The sequence below is a fragment of the Chloroflexota bacterium genome (assembly GCA_026706485.1).
In the GTDB taxonomy this organism is placed as follows: Bacteria; Chloroflexota; UBA11872; order UBA11872; family UBA11872; genus JAJECS01.
This window is the reverse complement of the sequence record JAPOYR010000009.1, coordinates 172623-190739: the sequence shown is the minus strand read 5'-3', so window position 1 is coordinate 190739 and position 18117 is coordinate 172623. Positions and strand designations below refer to the sequence as shown.

Here is an 18117-nt window from a genome sequence, read left to right as displayed (position 1 = left end):
AGGCGGGACCAGTGTCCCGGATGACACCGGAGCTACTGGTCGAGTCCCATTAGGGGCGCCCCTACAGGAGGCTAGCCGCCGTCCGCGACCGAATCGTCCGGCAGCACGAACACGCGGTCGGACACCGACCGGCCCAGGTGATGGGTTCGGTCGCCGATGCCGATCTCGAGCGGACCGTCGAACGGCAGGCGCTCCCGCACGTCGACCCGCACGCCCGGTACCAGTCCGATCTCGGTGAGGTAGGCCAGGATCGCCCGGTCACGGTCGGACACGCGGGCCACGGCGACGCGCTGCCCCGCGGCGGCGGAGGTGAGCGAAACGGCCTCGTCGTCCACGGCTTCCAGGGCCTCGGTGGGAATGCGGTCGCCGTGGGGATCGGTGGTGGGGTCCGACACCCTGGCCGCGATGCGGCGCTCCAGCTCCTCGGAGATGGCGTGCTCCAAGCGGTCGGCCTCCTCGTGCACGTCGTTCCAGTCGTAGCCGAGGAACTCCACCAGAAACCGCTCGATCAGGCGGTGGTGCCGCACCATCTCCAGCGCCATGCGCTCACCGTCGGGGGTCAGGCGCACGCCCTTGTAGCGCTCGTAGTCCACCAGGCCGCGCGCGTGCAGCCGCTTGACCGCCACGGTGACCGACGCCGGTGAGTTGCCCACCACCTTAGCCACGCGGCCCATCGCAATCTGCGCGCGACCGCCTCCCGCGTCATAGATGGCGCGGAGGTGATCCTGGTCGCTCTCGGTCAGTTTTGGTGCGGCTGCCAACTCGGCTTGCCCGCTATAGTGCGAGGGCGTCTCGGTAATGAGTCACGAGGGTATCAGCTTGCCGTCGCCAGACTGTGGGCGTCGGTGAGACGCCCCACACCTGTTGGCATTCCGCGTCGACGCGTGCTCATGGGCATGGGAATCGCCGTCGCGGGAATGGCGACCGGGGCCTGCGGCGAACCCGCCGAGCGCGCCGACGTCAACGTCTTTCCCACGGCGACGGAGTTCGTGGTCGGCCCCAACCGATTCCCCTTCACGGTGGTCACCAACGACGGCGTCGGCATCGAGCAGGCGGCGGTGGAAGTCCGCTTCTCATGGCTGGACGGTCCAGCGACGCATTTCAAGTTCTCGCGGCCCGCGACCTTCTATGAAACTCGCAACACGACCCCGCATATCCATGCGGATGGCTCTGTCCACATGCATCTCGACCGGCGGGGCTACTACGCGGTGGCGGCAGCCGATTTCGACACGCCCGGCATCTGGTCCGCCGAGCTGACCGTCGACCCGCCGGACACCGACGCGTTTCGGGCAGGGGCCGCGTTCAACGTCGTCGCCCAGCCTTCGGCGCTGGGCGTGGGAGTGTCCGCGCCCCCCATTGACCACCCCACGCTTGTCGATGTCGCCGATGTCGAGCAGTTGTCCAGCGCGGTGGAGCCGGTGCCGGACATGTACGCCGTCACGGTGGCGGAAGCGCTGAGGGAGGGGCGCCCGCTCGTCGTGCAATTCAGCACGCCGCGCTTCTGCGTCGCCCACATGTGCGGGCCAGTCTATGAAGAGCTTGCGTCGCTGCACGCGACCTACGGCGACCGCATGCGCTTCATCCATCTGGAGCCCTTCGATCTTGGGATCGCCCGCGCCGAGGGGCGCCTGGTGCCCACGTCGGCGTTCCAGGCCTGGAGCTTGCAGACGGAGCCCTGGACGTTCGTGATCGACCGCGCCGGCGTCGTCAGCGCGAGGTTCGAAGGAATGGTCGGAGCGTCGGAGCTCGAAGCCGCGCTGCAGCGCGTGGTGGGATCGGCGGGGACGGAGTCGTGACCGGTTGCCGCCCTTGGGCGGTCGGACGGACATCCCGCGCCGCCCCGGCATCGGCATGCTTGCGGCAGGAGACTCCGGCAAATGCGAGGAAGGGCGGGTTTGAAACCCGCCCCTACCGCGAACGCCGGACCCACTCCGACCGCCACTATCGCCCCCGAGGTCATTCCCTATCTCCATGTCGTTCCGAATCTTCATGTCATTCCGAGCGGAGCGAGGAATCTAAGGGGCAGGCGTTGGGGCACAACGCCCGTCGACTCCTCGTAGCCGCCGCCCCATCCGTCATTCCGGCGAAGGCGGGAATCCACTCCGGTCGAACCGAGAGGCGCGTCCCTTGGGCAAGTCGCCGACTGATCGCCCTGACTCTCGCCGCCCTCGTCATGCTCGCCCTGCCCAGCGCCGCCGCCGCCCACGGCGGCAGCCTGGTCTTCAGCGGTGATCGCGGCCCCTATCAGATCCGGGCCTTCGCCATTCTCACCGAGGGCTGGCTCGACTACTCCATCGACCTGCGCGAGCTCGGCAGCGGCGAGCGGGTGACCGATGCCCAGGTCTCCATCATGGCCCTGACGCCCGACGGGCTGCTGGGTCCCTGGGACGCGATCTACACGGGCACGGTCTACGAGATGATCGAGCGCGCGCCGGAGGACGTGGACTGGACCATCCAGGTCGACGTCACCGGCGGCCCCGGGTCGATCACCTACGCCCACCGTCTGCGGATCACGCCCGGAACCTGGATCGGGCCCACGGTCGCGATTGGGGTGGCATTCGTCTTCGCCGTCGCCGCGCACGCATACACCGGCCGCAGGCGGCGGGCGCGCGCAGGGTCTCGCCAGGAGCGCGCCGCGGCGCGTTGACGGTCGGATTTCTCACTCGCCGGCTGAGTCACGGGCAAATGTGGACTAGACTAGACTAGTCCATATTCGACAGGGGGCTTGCCATTGAACGCCGACGCATCAGACCGCACCTGGACCGTCGCCGAGGCCAAGGCCAAGCTGTCGGAAGTCCTGCGGCTGGCGGAGGAGGAAGGACCGCAGCGCATCGGCCTGCGGCGGCCCTTCGTCGTCGTGCCCGAGCGCATGTGGCGGGAGAAGTCGCCTCCCGAGATGCACATGGGCCGGTGGCTGGTCGAGAACATGCCGCGGGGCGCCAATCTCGAGGTTCCGGACCGCGGTGAGGAATCCCAGCGTGAGATTCCGTTCGCCGACTGGGATGACGCCGACTGGGGCGATGATTGAGCGGATTCCTCCTCGACACGAACGTCGTGTCGGAGATGATGAAGCACCGCCCCAGTCCCCGGGTCGTCGCCTTTCTCGCGCGACAGGCTGATTTCTGGCTCGCAGCCCTCGTCGTGCACGAGCTGGAGTTCGGGCTTCAACTCACGCCGCAGGGACGACGCCGGGACCGGTTGCAGGCAGACCTGTCGCGGTTTCTCGGAATCTACGCGGAGCGGATTCTTGACTTCGATCGTGCCAGCGCGGAATGGGCGGCCCGGCTTCGGGCGGATGCGGCTCGTAAAGGCCGGCCGTCAAATCTCGCCGACATGCTTATCGCGGGAACAGCTAAGGCACACGGCTTGGCCATCGCCACCCGCAATGTTCGGGACTTCGAGGGAATGGACATCGACGTCGTCAACCCGTGGGAGTACTCGTGACTACCGTCGGCAATGTGAGATCCAGCAGATTGCCCCAAGCGTGGCTCGCGGGCCTGCGCTGCGCGGCAGCGGCGTGAGGGGGCGACAGGAGCGCGTCCCGGCGCGTTGACGGTGGGCGTGGGGGCGTGCCACGGTTCGGCGGGACGCTTGGATGCCCGCCTAAGGCCTTGCCCATGCGGATTGCCATTGGCGCCATCGCGCACGAGTCCAGCTCGTTCACGCCCGTCGCGACGCCCTATTCGGCGTTTTCGGAGACCGGACGCGGACTGCTGCGCGGTGACGAGATCATCGACGTGCATCGCGGCGTCAACTCGGGCGCGGGGGGATTCATCGCGGGCGCCGAGGAGTTCGACTTCGAGCTGGCGCCGGTGCTGTGGACCTTCGCCGAGCCGTCGGCGCCGGTCGAGTCGGACGCCTGGCAGCGACTGAGGGGTGAGTTCCTGGAGCGTCTGGCCAACCTGGGGCCGGTGGACGGCGTGCTGCTGGACCTGCACGGCGCGATGGTGATCGAGGACGTGGAGGACGGCGAGGGCGATCTGCTCAGCGGCATCCGCGGGGTGATCGGCGACGACCCGCCGGTGATCTCCACGCTGGACTTGCACGGCAACATCACCCAGCGCATGTGCGACGCCGCCACCGCGCTGATTCCCTGCGACAACTACCCGCACACCGACTTCCTGGAGCGGGGGCTCGAAGCCTCGGAGATGATCGTGGGGACGCTGCGCGGCGAGCTGTCCCCCGTGATGGCGTGGCGGCAGCTGCCGATGCTGTGGACCGGCGGCCAGTTCACCGGGCGCGAGCCGTTCGACACGATCGTCGCCCGCGCCCACGCGCTGGAGGCGCAACCCGGCATCCTCACCGCGTCGGTGGCGCCTGGATTCCCGTGGGCCGACATCCACGACGCCGGGGCGTCCGTGATCGTCGTCGCCGACCGAGACGCGGAGCTGGCGCGGCGGGAGGCCGATGCGCTGGGCGGCTGGATCTACGCCCAACGCGAGAAGTTCCTGCCCGACCTCGACTCCTGGGACGACGCGCTGCAGTCGGCGCGCGCCATGAACCGCTGGCCGGCCGTGTTCGGCGACCCGCAGGACAACCCGGGCGGCGGCGCGCCGGGCGACTCGGTGGGCATGCTGCGGGCGTTCCTGGATGCCGGTCTTTCCAACGCCCTCATCGTCACGCTGTGCGACGCGGAGGTGGTGGGCATCGCGCAACAGGCCGGCGAGGGCGCGGAGATCACCGTGGACATTGGCGGCAAGTCGGCCCCGGACCAGGGACCGCCCGTGCGCGCCACGGCCGTGGTGGAGCGGTTGCTCGACCTGCGCTTCTCGATCACGGGTCCGATGTATACGGGCATGGTGCAGGACTTCGGTCCGTCGGTGCTGCTGCGCATTGGCGGTGTCCACGTGGCGGTGACGACGCTTCGAATGCAGGTGTTCGATCTGGAGGGACCGCGCATGCTCGGATTCGAGCCCGAGCGCCTGTCGTGGATCGGCGTCAAGTCCGCCAACCACTTCCGCGGCGCCTACGAGCCCATCGCCGGCAGCGTGCATCGCGTCGCGTTCCCGGCGCAGCATCGGTTCGATCCGCGGGAGCATCGCTACACCCGCCTGCGCCGGCCGATCTGGCCACTGGATGAGGTCGAGCTCTAGGCGGGTCTGTATAAGGCCGTTGGCTTTGTCCCAATCCGTTCGATGGCCCTTCGACAAGCTCAGGGCGAACGGATCGGGGTTCAGGTATGCCAGGGACTGTTGCCCAACCACTCCGTCATTCCGGCGAAGAGCCTGCCCCGTGCTCGATTCGGGGCCGGAATCGAGTCCGGTCGAATCTGGAAGCGCGCCGAATGCTTGGCGTCGGGCGGATCTGAGACCCGCCCCTACCGGATTATGTAAAGACCACTTGCAAGGCGAAGGGGTTGACAGATATCTGCTAGAAGTGCGCCTTGGCGAGGGTGCCGCCGTCGATGGTGATGGCGCTGCCGGTCACGTATTGACACTCGTCGCTGGCCAGGAAGAGCGCCGCGGCGGCCACGTCTTCGACCCGTCCGAAGGGGCCTAGGGGGATCGCCTCGGTGCGCTTGGCCACCAGGGCCGGGTCCTGATAGCGCGGGGCGTTCTTGTCCACCAGGATCGGGCCCGGGGCCAGCAGATTGACCGCGATGCCGTGACCGCCGAGCTCGATGGCCATGCTGCGGGTGAGCATGAGCAGCCCGCCCTTGCTGGCGGCGTAGGGCGCGGCCTGCATCTCCGAGGCGAACGAGTCCACCGAGCCGGTGTTAATGATCCGGCCCGGGATTTGGGCGGCCACCATGTGGCGCGCCACCGCCTGCGCGATGACGAACGGGCCGGTGAGATTGGTTTCGATGAAGTCGCGCCAGACATCGAGCTCGACATCGAGAAACGCTCCGGCGCGACCGGTGCGTCCGGCGTTGTTGACCAGGATGTCCAGCCGGCCGGTCGCTTCGATCGCATCATCGACCAGCGCGAGCACCTGGTCGGTTTGCGTGATGTCGGTGGGCACCGCTCGGGCCCAACCGCCGTCCGCCTCGATGTCGGCGACCGTCGCGTTGAGCGCTTCGGCGTTGCGTTGGGCGATGACGACGCGCGCGCCCTCCGCCGCGAAGCGCAGGGCGATGGCGCGCCCGATCCCGGTGCCGCCTCCCGTGATCAGCGCGGCCTTGCCTTGAAGTCTTCCCATGTGCTTCCGCCAGATTGGGTCGCCGGCCGTCGTGGCTCCGGCTCACGGCGGATATTCTCTCACTCGTGACCACGCGCTTCGTTCAGGCATTGGGAGGCGCCGCCGCATGAATCTCGCCCGGTTGGCGCTGGGCGCAATCCTGCTCGCCCTGATGGCCGGCGCCACCTGCGACGCCGGCGTCGAGCCGGTGGCCGGTCCGGAGTCCCCCACGCCGGTTCCGGTGGTTGCCCCGATAGCCGCGGAGACCGCGGCGGCGGTGGTTCCACGCCCGACAGCGCGGCCCGAGCCGTCGCCAACGCCTGTGCCGACCGCCACGCCCAGAGCCACTCCAGTCCCGACTCGCGTCGTCGCTGCCGCTCCCTCGCCCTCGCCAACGGCATCACCCGCGGCGACGCCGACGCCTCTGGCGACCGCCGCGCCCACACCTTCCCCGACGGCAACTTCAGCCGCCACGCCAGCTCCGGCAACAGCACCGGCGGCAACTCCAACGCCAACGCCGGAACCCGAGCCGACACCGACCCCATCCCCCGCGCCTACGCCGATCCCCACGCCCACGCCGGCACCCACACCCACGCCTTCGCCGACGCCGACCCCAACGCCGCCTCCGCTCCGCGGCCTCACGGCCGATGTCGTCGTGGGCGGCCTCGTCCGACCCGTCTATGCCGGCCACGCCGGCGACGGCTCGGGCCGCCTGTTCGTCATCGAGAAGGAAGGCCGCATTCGCATCGTGGCCGACGGGCAACTCGCGCCGGACCCGTTTCTAGACATCACCGGCATCGTCAGCTCCCGGGCCAACGAGCGTGGGCTGCTGGGCCTGGCGTTCCACCCGGACTACGCCTCCAACGGCCGCTTCTTCGTCAACTACACGCAATTGCGCGGCGCCACGGTGGTGGCCGAGTACCGGGTCTCGGCCGATCCCAACCGGGCCGATCCCTCATCCGCGCAGGTGCTGCTCACGCAGCCGCAGCCGTTTGCCAATCACAACGGCGGGATGCTGGCGTTCGGGCCGGACGGGATGCTCTACATGGCGCTCGGCGACGGCGGCGCGGCGGGCGATCCGCAGAATCACGGGCAACGTCTCGATACCTGGCTGGGCGCATTGCTGCGGCTCGACGTGAGCGAGCCGGGCGTATATCGGGTGCCGTCCGACAATCCGTTCGTGGGCGTGTCCGAGGCGCGCGGGGAGATCTGGGCCTACGGCCTGCGCAATCCCTGGCGCTTCTCCTTCGATCGAGCCACCGGCGACCTCTACATCGCCGACGTGGGCCAAAACCTCTACGAAGAGATTGACTTCGCCCCGGCCTCGTCATCCGGTGGGGAGAACTATGGCTGGAAGCTGATGGAGGGCTTCAGCTGCTTTGTCGAGGGCAGTCCCCAGTGCAACTCGCTGCGCTTTACGGAGCCAATCGCCGTCTATGGCCGGGACGCGGGCTGCTCCGTCACCGGTGGCTACGTCTACCGCGGCACGGCCCACCCGGCGCTCGTGGGTGCGTACGTCTTTGGCGACTACTGCAGCGGCAACGTGTGGACGCTGCGGCGCGATGCGGCCGGCGCTTGGCAGATGACGTTGCAGGGCGAGATCGACGCCCGCATCACGTCGTTTGGCGAGGACGAGGCGGGAGAGCTCTACATCACCGACGACGCCGGCCGCCTGCTGCGCCTTCGCACCGTCACCTGAGGACTCTGTGAGACGGCCGGTCGGCTGAAGCCCAGTCCGTTCGGCCACCCCTTCGACAAGCTCAGGGCGAACGGATTAGGGTCCACCCAAGACGGCGGCACTTGCTATTTCAGAGGTTCCCCAAGCCCCACGTATCATCGTCCGAGGGCCAGCACGAGGGGTTGACATGGGGCACCAATTCGCATTGGTCGGATGCGGTGGGATGGGCCGGCGGCACTTGCGGGGCTTCGTGGAGCTGGCGCGCGTGCGTCCGGGCCTGGTGGAGCTTGCCGCGGTGGTGGACGTGGACCGCGAGCGGGCGGAGTTCGTGGCCGGAGAGGTGGCCGACCTCCTGGGCAACCGCGCCGCCGCCTGCACCAGCATTGCGGAGGCCAAAGCCCAGCGGCCCGAGCTCGTGGCGGCGGACATTGTGACGACCGCCGGCGCCCATCACGTCGCGGCCGCCGACGCGCTGGACGCCGGACTGCACGTGCTCGTCGAAAAGCCGCTGGCGGTCACGATGCGAGGCTGCGCCCGAATTCGCGCGGCGGCGTCGCGCTCCGGGCGCCTGGTCTCGGTCGCGGAGAACTATCGGCGCGACCCGATCCTCCGGCTCGCGCGCGCGCTGCTGGACGCAGGCGCCATCGGCGAGCCGCGCTCCATTGTCGAGCTGCGGGCCGGCGGCAGCGACGCCATGCTCATCACGCCCTGGCGGCATTTCCGGGAGGACGGCGGCCCGCTGATGGATGTGGGCGTGCACTACGCCGACATGATTCAGTACCTCATGGGCCCCGTGGACCGGGTGGCCGGCATCACGCGGCTGCTGGAGCCGGTGCGCACCACCGGCCGCATCCACGAAGCCCCCAGCGGCATGTACGCGCGATTCCGTGCGGAATTGCCGGACACGTTCGAGGCCACCGCGCCCGACTCGCTGCAGGCCATGCTGGGGTTCGCCTCGGGCGCCGCGGGCACCTGGGGACTCGAGCTCTCGGCCCCGGATGGCGGCGAGAGCCTGAGCGCGGTGCTGGGGTCGGAGGGCCGGCTCGAAACGTTCGGCGTGCGCAGCGGCCGTCCGCTGAAAGTCTGGCGGGGCGGCGCGGAGCCACTGGACGATGCCGAAGTGCTCGCCCTCGCGCCCGACTTTGCGCTGGACCCGCTGACGACGGATCTCTTTGGCGGCGACCGGATGGCGCGCTATGACTTTCAGTTTCCCCAAGCCGACCGCAAGCTGATTGCCCTGGAGATTGGCGAGCTGGCCGAAGCCACCGATTCCGGCAACCCCGTGGAGGTCGACCTCGAGGCCGGCGAGGACGCCGTGGCGCTGGTGCTGGCGGTGCACGAATCGAGCCAAATCGGCGCGATGGTCACGCTCGATGACGTGCGCAGCGGCCGCGTCAGCGCCTACCAGGACGTGACGGATCGAAAGCTCGGCCTCATCGATTGAGCCGGTGGCGCCGGTCGCTGACAGTCTGGCGGAGGGTGCCTGAGTGATCGTTGATCCGGCGGTCCTGCCGGGCTTGCTCCTGCTCCTCACCGAACTCGTCGTGCTGGCCGCCGTGGGTTATGTAGTGGCGCGGGTGGCGCTGCGGCAGACGGACGATGTGATGGCGCTGGCCCAGGGTTTGGTGGTTGGCCCGGCGCTGTGGGGCGTCGTCGTCAGCCTCGTCCTGCACGTTGTCCCGGGACTCGCCGGGGCTCTCGTCGGCTGGGGGGTCGTGCTCGGCTTGGGCGCGTACGTGGTCTGGCGTACGCCCCGCCCCATTCGCCCGCGGCTCCGGGTGGCGGCGGGGTTTGCTGTCGCGGCCGTGGCCATTTTCTGGGTGGCGATGGCCAGCCGCCAGACGATGTCCGTCGTCGATGCGTATCAATCACTCGGAGTCGGCGCCTCCATCAGGGCCGGCGCATTTCCACCCGAGCTTTCGTGGAATCCGGGAGTCCCGCTCCGCTATCACTACGGCGTGGACATGATGACCGGGCTGCTGGCGCCGCCCACGGGGCCCGACTTCGCCTTCGTGTCCGAAATCCTTGGGGCGTATTTCTGGATCAGCCTCGCCTTGATCGTGGTGACGATGCTCTGGCGGCGCGGCGGGTGGACGTCGGTGGTAGTCGTCGCACCGCTGCTCATCACCGCCGGCGCCTGGTCGTGGGTGGGGATGCGCAGTGTGCTGTCCGTGCTCGTTCCGATACCCACGGACGTGTCGCCGGCGGCCGCCGCGTCGCTTGGGGAAGCCTACTGGCCGCCCCCGCCGCCGAGTCTGCGATTGCCGTCCGGCGCCCTGCCCGACATTTGGCTGCCCACGTTCACGTTGGCCTATGCCCTGTCACTGGTCGTGCTCGAGCGGGCCATTGGCGCTTGCCGTGACGCGTGGATCCCTCGACTGACGACGGCGGCGCTAGTTGGGTTCTTGGGACTGGCGCAGACGGGCGTCGTGCCGGTGGTGCTCGTGTTATGGGTCGGCATCGAGGCCGCCCACCTTATCCGGCTGAGGCGATCCCGCGCCGCGCTCGGAAGCGCGGCGCTCCGATCAGCTGCGGCGCTGGCGCTTGCCGCAGTCCTGTTGCTCGGAGGCGGTGGCGGGCTTTCCGGCCTCCTTGACGGTCAGTCGTCCGGGAGCGTGGCCTTCGCGCCGCGTGCGCCGGACGAATTGGGCATCACCCTTGGCCGGCTGTCACACCGCTCGGGTCTGCTCGCCGAGATCGGGCCGCTGATGGTTGCGGGCGTTGCGGCCGTCGTGGGAAGGCGAGACCGCTTGATTCTGGTGCTGGCGCTCGGGGCGGGCATGTTCACGCTGGCATGGATTCTGCTGGACTACCCGCCGGCGCCCTGGAATATGAACCGAGTCGCCGGGCACGGCCGCTACTTCGCGCTCGCGGCACTGGTTTTGGCCCTTGGCGGCGGGCTCGTCCACCTGCGTCCCCGCTGGCGGTACGCCGCGGGCGGGCTTCTTGCACTGCTGCTCGTCTGGCCGACGATCGCAAGACCCGCTCGCATCCTCGGCATGTCCCTGGCAAACGGGGTCGAAGTGGCCAATGCCCCGCGCGCGCCTGTCGAGGCTACCCAACCGTCACCGGAGCGCGAGAGGCTGCGATACGCGATGCCAAACCTCTCGCCAGCGGTGGCGGACTACGTCCGGGATCACACGCCAATCGACGCGCGCATCTTCACCTCCCTCAAGAATGCCTGGGCCTTGAGCGTGCACACCGGCCGACCGAACGCCTCGGGTTTCGTCGGGCAGGCCTACCACACCTACCATCCCGGTCCCGAGCAACTCGATGTGCTTGGCTATCTCGAGCCGTCCGCCGTCCGGCGGCTCGGCATCGAGTATGTGCATGCGACCGACTCGTGGGTGGCCACGTTGCCGCAGCGGGCGCAGGCCTGGCTCGAAGATCCTCGGCTGTTCGAGCCGGTGGTCCGAGACGAACATCAGGCGCTCTATCGCGTACGACGGGCGTTCTCGAGCCTCGACGTTGCCCCCGATCCGGCGACCTTCGAGGCGCTGCGGCAGGCCGTGCCGCCATCGGCCACGGTCTATCTGGTGACGCCGCCCAGGGACCACGACACGTTGCTCGTCGGCGCCGCGCTGTCGCATGCCCGGCTGGTGGGCGAGCTGGACCCGCTGTTCCTCCACGTCATTCCTCCCGCGAGATGGCAGGTCGATCGGCTGACGGATGAAGCCCCCGACCTCGTCGTGATACCCACCGACGCCGGCGCTTGGATGTTTGGCCCCTCCGCGCGGGCGCCGATTTGGTGGCACGACGATGTCGCGGTTTACGCGCCCGCCGGCGCGGTGCCGCAGCTCATGAACACTCCGGTTCCCACTGGTCCGCCGTCGGTCGAGCCTCCGGTGCTGGTGGAACTGACCGACGTGACGGTGGCGGACGGCCGCATCGAGTTCAGAGCGTCCTTCGACGAGCGCGCCTCGCAGGGGTGGACCAGCCAGGACTGGGTCGTGCTGGAGGGTGACCGATCGCCGTGGGCGATTCCGACGGAGGTCTTTCGCCAGGGCCGCGAGCCGACGATTGCCGCGTGGTTTGCAGGACTCCTGTCGGCAGGCAGCGCAACCACGGCCCACGTCTATCAATTTGACGCACAGATGTCCGAGTTGTCGGTGCGCAACGACCAGGGAGACTTCGTGCCGTTGGCATCCTCGGCAGCGAAACTCGGGCCGGGCGGCTATACGCTGGCGCTTCGCCTGCGGCATGAGCACCAGCCGAACCATTGGCGCGACGCCGCCGTTGTCCCGGTGCTGCGGACAAGGGTCTCGGAGACTGGGGACGTGTCGTATGAGATTCTCGAAGACGTGCTCGACGGAATGCGGCTCCCGTGAGATTCGACATCGCTGCGAGTCCGTTGTCCCGGCGGTCGCGATGCCGATGGCAACCATCGCATCGGCGGCACAATTGCCTGCCAGGACGTGACGGACCGAATGCTCGGCCTCATCGATTGAGCCGGTGGCGCTGATCGCTGACTTTCCGGCGGAGGGTGCCTGAGTGACCGTTGATCCGGCGGTGATTCCCGGCCTGCTGTTGCTGCTGGCGGAGTTTGCCGCGTTGGCCGCCGTGGGCTACGTCGTCGTGCGGGTGGCCCTGCGGCAGGACGACGAGCGCATGGCCCTGGCGCAGGGGCTGGTGGTCGGCCTGGCGCTTTGGGGCCTCATCACGAACTTCGTGATGAACGCCGTTCCCGGCCTTGCGGGGGCCGCCGTCGGCTGGGCCGGAGTGCTCGCGATCGGCGCCGGCCTCGCATGGCGATCTGCCGACCGCATTCGCCCGCGTCCGCGTGTGGCCGCGGGTTTCGTGGTTCTAGTTTTGGCGCTCCTGTGGGTAGCGCTGGCCAGTCGTCAGGCCATGTCGATTCCTGATCCGCACACGCAACTGGGTTTGGCGGCCTCGATCCGCGCGGGCGGATTCCCGCCGGAGCTGTTTTGGAATCCAGAAATCCCGGCGCCCTACCACCACGGTGTGCCCTTGCTGGTCGGGCTCTTGATGCCGCCGGTCGGACCCGATCTGGCGTTCGTGATGGAGTTCCTGGGCGCCTACGCGTGGATGAGCTTCGCGCTGGTGATCGTGACGCTGCTCGCGCACCGGGCCTCGATATTGGCGGTGGCGGTCACGGCGCCGCTTCTGCTTTCCGCCGGCGCCTGGACGTTTACCTGGGTGGGCGAGGGGCTGCTGGAGCTTCCCATGTTCGCGGGCCCGCCGTCGGCGGGCGTCCGGGCTTCGGTGATGGACATCTACTGGCCGCCACTGGAGCAAACGTGGGAGGTCCAAGGTTGGAAATATCGCGAAGCGGCCCTCCCCGACATCTGGAAGCCTGGATTCCCGCTGGCCTACGCGCTCGTGGTCGTGGTGCTCGAGCGCTCCGCGCAGGCGAGCGGTCGAGCATGGTCGGCGCTGCTCACGCTGGCGGGGCTGATTGGGTTCGTCGGCCTCCTGGCCGCGTCGGTGGCGCCTGTGGCGCTGGTGCTGTGGGCGGTCCTGGAGACCGTGCATCTCGGGCGCTCAAGGCCCTTCGACCGCCGCGCGGTGCTTCGGCCGGGCCTGGCGCTTGCGCTGGCTGTGCTGCTGCTGCTCGCCGCCGGCGGACGGTTCACCGGGCTGCTCGGAGGTTCGGCGTCGTCAGGCCTGACGCTCGCGTGGAACGAGCACCGGGAAGGCTGGCGGGTGCTGGGCGAAATCGACTCTCAGTCCGGCGGAGTGGCTCTGGCGGGGGTGGGGCCGGTGGTGGTGGCGGGCGTCGCCGCGTTGCTGGCGCGGCGTGACCGCCTGGTGCTGGCACTCGCGGCGGGCGCCGGCGTGCTGGCGCTGGCCTACCTCGCGCTGCACTATCCGCCCTATCCCTTGGACGTGCACCGCCTGGCCGGACACGCGCGCAATTTCGCGCTGGTGGCGCTGCTGCTGGCACTGAGCGTCCGCCTGGCCGAGTTGCGGCCGCGCTGGCGCTATACCGCGAGCGGGCTGCTGTTGGTTTTGGTCGTCTGGCCGACCGTCGTGTCGCCGGCGCGCAGCCTGGGCCAGGCCATCGGCCACGGACCGCTGTTCACAAATGGGCAGCCGGGGCAACGCGCGTTCAGCAGATCGACGGCCATGGGCCGCTATGTGATCGCGGACGCTATTTCCGAGCGCGTGGTCGCGCATGTCCGTGACCACACTGCGGTTAATGCGCGCATTCTGTCGCCCAGCCCACTCGACATGGCCGTCGCCACCGGCCGCCCGAACGGCGCGGGATTTCTCGGGCTCTCCCATCTGCTGTATGTCCTGGGCCCGGACTACCTGGACGCCGTCAAATTGCTGGAGCCGACCGCCATCGAGCGAATCGGCATTGACTACGTCCACGCCACAGCCGCCTGGAGGTCCGAGTTGCCGGAGCGGGCGCAGCGCTGGCTGGCCGACCCGAGCCTATTCGAGCTCCTCACCCGCGACGGCGGCGAGGCGCTCTACCGGGTGCGGCCGGCGTTTCTGGCGCTGGACGCGCCACCTGCGCCCGAGTCATTCGAGGCGCTCCGGCGGGCAGTCCCGCCGTCGACGGTCGTGCACCTGGCCCCGCAGCTCTGGAAGGGAACGCAGCTCCAGGTTGCGTCGGTGCTGTCGCACGCGCAGCTTGCCGGGGAAGACCATACGTCCTTCCTCCATTTCCTTACGCCCACTCCATGGACGGTGGAGCCGCTGGACGATCGCGTGCCTGACCTCGTGGTGCTGCCGGCGGCTGTCGAGCCCTGGACATGGATGTTTCCGCCGGACGGTCGGCGTCCGGTGTGGCGCAATGACGACATGGCAGCCTATGCGCCAACCGGAGTTCTCGCGCCGATAATCGCTCCGGGGCCGCCGCCCGACGCACCACCCATCACGGTGCGGGTGTCGGAACTAAGGGTCGACGACGGGCGCATCGCCTTCACCGTCGCCTTCGACGAGCACGCGCCGGACCGCTGGACAAGCCAGGACTGGATTGCGGTGAAGCTGGACCCAGGGCCGCTGAAGCTTCCCGCCGGCTTTCGCAACGGCGATCAGGGACCGGCGACAGTCCAGTGGTTTGGCGGCCTGCTGACACCGGGATCGGCGACCCGCGTCCACACGTACATGCTCGACATCCCCGCGTCCAGACTAGCGGTGCGAAACGATCAGGGGGCCTTCGTCCAGCTGCCCGCGTCGGAAGGCGAACTCGGCACGAACACCTGGGTGCTGGCGCTTCGGCTGCGGCACGAGTGGCAGCCGAATCACTGGCGGGATGCAGCCGTCATCCCTGTGCTGACGTTTTGGATCTCGGCGACCGGCGAGGTCTCGTACGAATTCTCTGGAGAAGTGCTCGACGCGAAGCCGACCCCGTAGACTCAGCCGGCGCCGTAACCGATTTCGCGCGCTACGGGCGCGATGCCAACCAGCGGCGGCATGCAGCTCGGCGCTGGCGGCGCCGGCGAGGACGTGACGGATCAACAGCGCGAACCCATCGATTAGACCCAGGGCGGACACCTGGAGGCCGCGGACGTGACCGTTGACCCTACGGTCGTTCCGGGCCTGCTCCTGCTGGCCGGGGAGCTCTTCGCGCTGGCCGCCGTCGGCTACGTCGTGGTGCGGGTCGTGCTGCGGCAAGCCGATGAGCGAGCGGCCTTGGCCCAGGGTCTGGTGGTAGGTCTCGCACTCTGGGGCCTGGTCGTCAATTTCGTGCTGTACGCGGTGCCGGGGCTTGCCGGCGCCCTGGTGGGCTGGATCGTTGTGCTTGCGGCAGGGGCGGGCCTGGCGTGGAGGGCGCGCGGATCGATCGCTCCGCGGCCGCGCGTGGCCGCGGGATTCACGGTTGCGGTGCTCGCGCTCCTCTGGGTAGTGCTCGCCAGCCGGCAGCTGCTGACGTTTCCGGACCCGCATATCCACCTGGGCCTTTCCACGTCGATCCGGGCCGGCGGCTATCCGCCGGTGCTGCCCTGGAGCCCGGACCTGCGCGCGCCCTATCACTACGGCGAAGACCTGCTGCGCGCGCTCCTGATGCCGCCGATCGGTCCCGACCTCGCCTTCATGGAAGAGCTGCTCAGCGCGTACTACAAGGTCGGCCTGCTGCTTGTCGTCGTCACGGCGCTCCTGCGCCGCGCCTCGCGATTCGCGGTGCTGATCACGGCTCCACTCTTGCTCACGACCGGGACCTGGACGCTCGTGATTGGCGTGCCCGACAGCATCCTCGACGCGCCCTTCCCCACAGGCCTTCCCGCCGCCGGGCTTCGCGCCTCGCTGATGGACATCTACTGGCCGGCGGTGGATCTGGACTGGAATTCACCCTTTGCCGGGCTGTCGGACGTTTTGGATCCGTCGTTTCTCCCGGCATATGCGCTGACGTTCGTGGTGCTGGAGCACGCGGCGGGTACCGGCCGCCGGTCATGGCCCGCCGTTCTCACGCTTGCGGCGCTTGTGGGGTTCATGGGCCTGCTCGCATCGACGCTCGCCCCGATGGTGCTCGTCCTTTGGGCGGGGTTGGAGGCCGTGGCCCTGGCGAAATCCAAGCGTGCCGGCTCGCTGGCCAAGGCGGCGGTGATCCGGTCGGCCGCGGGGTTGGCGCTGGCGGCGCTCGTGCTGTTCGCCGGCGGCCGGCTGGTGGGCATCCTCGAGGGCTCGGCTCCGTCGGGGCTATCGCTGGGGTGGTACGAGAACTTTGGGGGCTGGCGGCTGCTTGGCACGCTGGACCCGCTGCCAGGCGGCGTGGGGGTGCTGGGCTTGGGGGCCGTGACCGTGGCCGGCGCTGCCGCGCTGCTGGCCCACCGCGATCGCTTGGTGCTGGCGCTCGTCATTGGCGCGGGCGCCCTGGTGGTGATGTCGGCCCCCTTGAGCTATGAGCCATTTCAGATCGACCTCAGCCGCATCGAAGGCCATGCGCGCAATCTCGCCCTGCTGGCCTTCGTGCTCGCCCTCAGTACTCGGCTATCGGGCCTGCCGTCGGTCCGCTGGCGCTATGCCGCCGGAGCGCTCTTCGTTGCGCTGATCGCGTGGCCGACGCTCGTCGCTCCGGTCCGCAACCTCGGTCTGGCGATCGGGCAGGGCGTTGAGTTCGCCAACGCCCGGCGAGCTCCGGAACCGCAGAAGTGGTTTGCGGGGCGATACCCACTCGATCTCCTCCCGGCAGAGGGTATTTCGGTCTACATCCGCGACAACACGGCAGTGGACGCGCGGGTGTTTTCGCCCCGTCCACACCGCGTGACCTGGGCCACCGGTCGCCCCAATGCCACGGGGTTTGCCGGGTTGCTGCACCTCTTCCCGGTGGAAGGCCCTTCGTACTTGGACGTGCTGCGGTACCTCGAACCCGCCGCCGTGCGGCGGCTTGGCTTCGGCTACGTGCACGCGCCTGACGAATGGGTGGCCGGCCTACCGGCTCAGGTGGCGCGGTGGCTCGACGACTCTCGCCTGTTCGAGCTTCTCGTGCGCGACGGCGACGAGGCGCTCTACCGCGTGCGTCCGGCGTTTCTGGAACTGAACGCGGCACCCGATCCTCAATCGTTCGAGGCGCTGCGACAGGCGGTTCCCGCGTCCACCGCCGTCTACATTTCGCCGGAGTTCGACGAACGACCCGGACTCCGCGTGGCGTGGGCACTGTCGCATACCCAGCTGTTCAGCTCCATCAACCCGGCGGCGCTGCATCTGCTGACGCCCTGGCCGGGCCAGCCCCTTGGCGGAGAGGCGCCCGACCTTGTGATCATGTCGTCCCGGGTCAAGCCCTGGATGTTCCCACCTGCCGGACGTCAGCCCATCTGGTGGAACGATGAGATTGCCGTTTACGCGCCCGACGGCGCCGTCGCGCCCATCATGCCGCCGCCGCCGGAGTCCGAGCCACCACCGGTAAGCGTTTACCTGTCTGAAGTGCGCGCGGCGAATGGCCGAGTCACCTTCACGGCGACTTTTGACGACGATGCGCCGGAGCTGTGGACGGGCCAGGAGTGGATTGTCGCGGCCGGGGACGCTTCGCCGTGGGGCATTCCTCAGCGCTTCGAGCCAGACGGACGCACGGTGGCGACCGTGTGGTTCCCAGGCCAAGTGGCGCCCGGTCGGGGGACCACCAGCCACACCTACGTGTTCGATATTCTGGCGGCCAATCTGTCGGTACAGGATGCCAGCGGCGCTTTCTCCACCGTCGCCGAATCGGAACGGGTGCTGGGAGCGGGAACGTGGACGCTGGCAGTCCGTCTGCAGCACGAATGGCAGCCAAACTACTGGCGCGAAGCGGCGTTCATTCCGGTGATGCGGCTTCAGGTCTCCGTGGCTGGCGAGGTCTCATATGCGGTCTTCGACGATGTGCTCGGGGGCGTACACCCGTAGGTCTTCCAACTGCCCGGTCGGCCCGCTGCAAT

General features: G+C 68.9%; 12 protein-coding genes. 10 read left to right on the top strand and 2 right to left on the bottom strand.

Annotated elements, in window-relative coordinates; all coding sequences use genetic code 11:
- Window positions 1–71 precede the first annotated feature (71 nt).
- Window positions 72–761 carry a metal-dependent transcriptional regulator gene (locus tag OXG79_07640; GenBank protein ID MCY3783644.1) on the bottom strand — a complete coding sequence of 230 codons (690 nt, stop codon included), beginning with the start codon at window positions 759–761 and terminating at the stop codon, window positions 72–74.
- An 84-nt stretch (window positions 762–845) separates the two neighbouring features.
- On the opposite strand from OXG79_07640, the gene OXG79_07635 reads away from it, so the two are divergent.
- The 5 genes from OXG79_07635 (at window position 846) to OXG79_07615 (ending at window position 5093) form a co-directional block, all read left to right on the top strand.
- Window positions 846–1796, top strand: a complete 951-nt coding sequence (locus OXG79_07635; protein ID MCY3783643.1) for a hypothetical protein — start codon at window positions 846–848, stop codon at window positions 1794–1796.
- Window positions 1797–2173: 377 nt separating this feature from the next.
- Window positions 2174–2647, top strand: a complete 474-nt coding sequence (locus tag OXG79_07630) for a hypothetical protein (GenBank protein MCY3783642.1) — start codon at window positions 2174–2176, stop codon at window positions 2645–2647.
- Window positions 2648–2731: 84 nt separating this feature from the next.
- Entirely contained in the window at window positions 2732–3028 is a 297-nt protein-coding gene (locus tag OXG79_07625; GenBank protein MCY3783641.1) for a type II toxin-antitoxin system prevent-host-death family antitoxin, read from the top strand.
- Window positions 3025–3444: a type II toxin-antitoxin system VapC family toxin gene (locus OXG79_07620; GenBank protein ID MCY3783640.1), complete on the top strand. Its 420-nt coding sequence runs from the start codon at window positions 3025–3027 to the stop codon at window positions 3442–3444. Before OXG79_07625 ends, OXG79_07620 begins: the two co-directional genes overlap by 4 nt.
- A gap of 173 nt (window positions 3445–3617) precedes the next feature.
- A complete protein-coding gene (locus OXG79_07615; GenBank protein MCY3783639.1) occupies window positions 3618–5093 on the top strand; it encodes a M81 family metallopeptidase in 1476 nt (491 codons plus the stop codon).
- A 277-nt stretch (window positions 5094–5370) separates the two neighbouring features.
- On the opposite strand, the gene OXG79_07610 is transcribed toward OXG79_07615, so the two are convergent.
- Window positions 5371–6138 carry an SDR family NAD(P)-dependent oxidoreductase gene (locus OXG79_07610; protein MCY3783638.1) on the bottom strand — a complete coding sequence of 256 codons (768 nt, stop codon included), beginning with the start codon at window positions 6136–6138 and terminating at the stop codon, window positions 5371–5373.
- A 634-nt stretch (window positions 6139–6772) separates the two neighbouring features.
- Between OXG79_07610 and OXG79_07605 the strand changes: the two genes are divergently transcribed.
- The 5 genes from OXG79_07605 (at window position 6773) to OXG79_07585 (ending at window position 18085) form a co-directional block, all read left to right on the top strand.
- The gene (locus tag OXG79_07605) at window positions 6773–7816 is read left to right on the top strand and encodes a PQQ-dependent sugar dehydrogenase (GenBank protein ID MCY3783637.1); all 1044 of its coding nucleotides are present in this window, start codon (window positions 6773–6775) and stop codon (window positions 7814–7816) included.
- A 166-nt stretch (window positions 7817–7982) separates the two neighbouring features.
- Window positions 7983–9239 carry a Gfo/Idh/MocA family oxidoreductase gene (locus tag OXG79_07600; GenBank protein ID MCY3783636.1) on the top strand — a complete coding sequence of 419 codons (1257 nt, stop codon included), beginning with the start codon at window positions 7983–7985 and terminating at the stop codon, window positions 9237–9239.
- Between the two features lie 43 nt (window positions 9240–9282).
- Window positions 9283–12123 carry a hypothetical protein gene (locus OXG79_07595; protein ID MCY3783635.1) on the top strand — a complete coding sequence of 947 codons (2841 nt, stop codon included), beginning with the start codon at window positions 9283–9285 and terminating at the stop codon, window positions 12121–12123.
- 163 nt (window positions 12124–12286) lie between these two features.
- Entirely contained in the window at window positions 12287–15121 is a 2835-nt protein-coding gene (locus tag OXG79_07590) for a hypothetical protein (GenBank protein MCY3783634.1), read from the top strand.
- A gap of 156 nt (window positions 15122–15277) precedes the next feature.
- Window positions 15278–18085 (top strand): hypothetical protein, encoded by a 2808-nt coding sequence (locus OXG79_07585; protein ID MCY3783633.1) that lies wholly within the window; start codon window positions 15278–15280, stop codon window positions 18083–18085.
- The last annotated feature ends 32 nt before the right edge of the window (window positions 18086–18117 follow it).

Excerpts from the sequence above, each read along its gene's own strand:
- OXG79_07630 (MCY3783642.1), top strand. The coding sequence starts at position 2,174 with ATGCTCGCCCTGCCCAGCGCCGCCGCCGCCCACGGCGGCAGCCTGGTC.
- OXG79_07615 (MCY3783639.1), top strand. The coding sequence starts at position 3,618 with ATGCGGATTGCCATTGGCGCCATCGCGCACGAGTCCAGCTCGTTCACG.
- OXG79_07610 (MCY3783638.1), bottom strand. The coding sequence starts at position 6,138 with ATGGGAAGACTTCAAGGCAAGGCCGCGCTGATCACGGGAGGCGGCACC.
- OXG79_07600 (MCY3783636.1), top strand. The coding sequence starts at position 7,983 with ATGGGGCACCAATTCGCATTGGTCGGATGCGGTGGGATGGGCCGGCGG.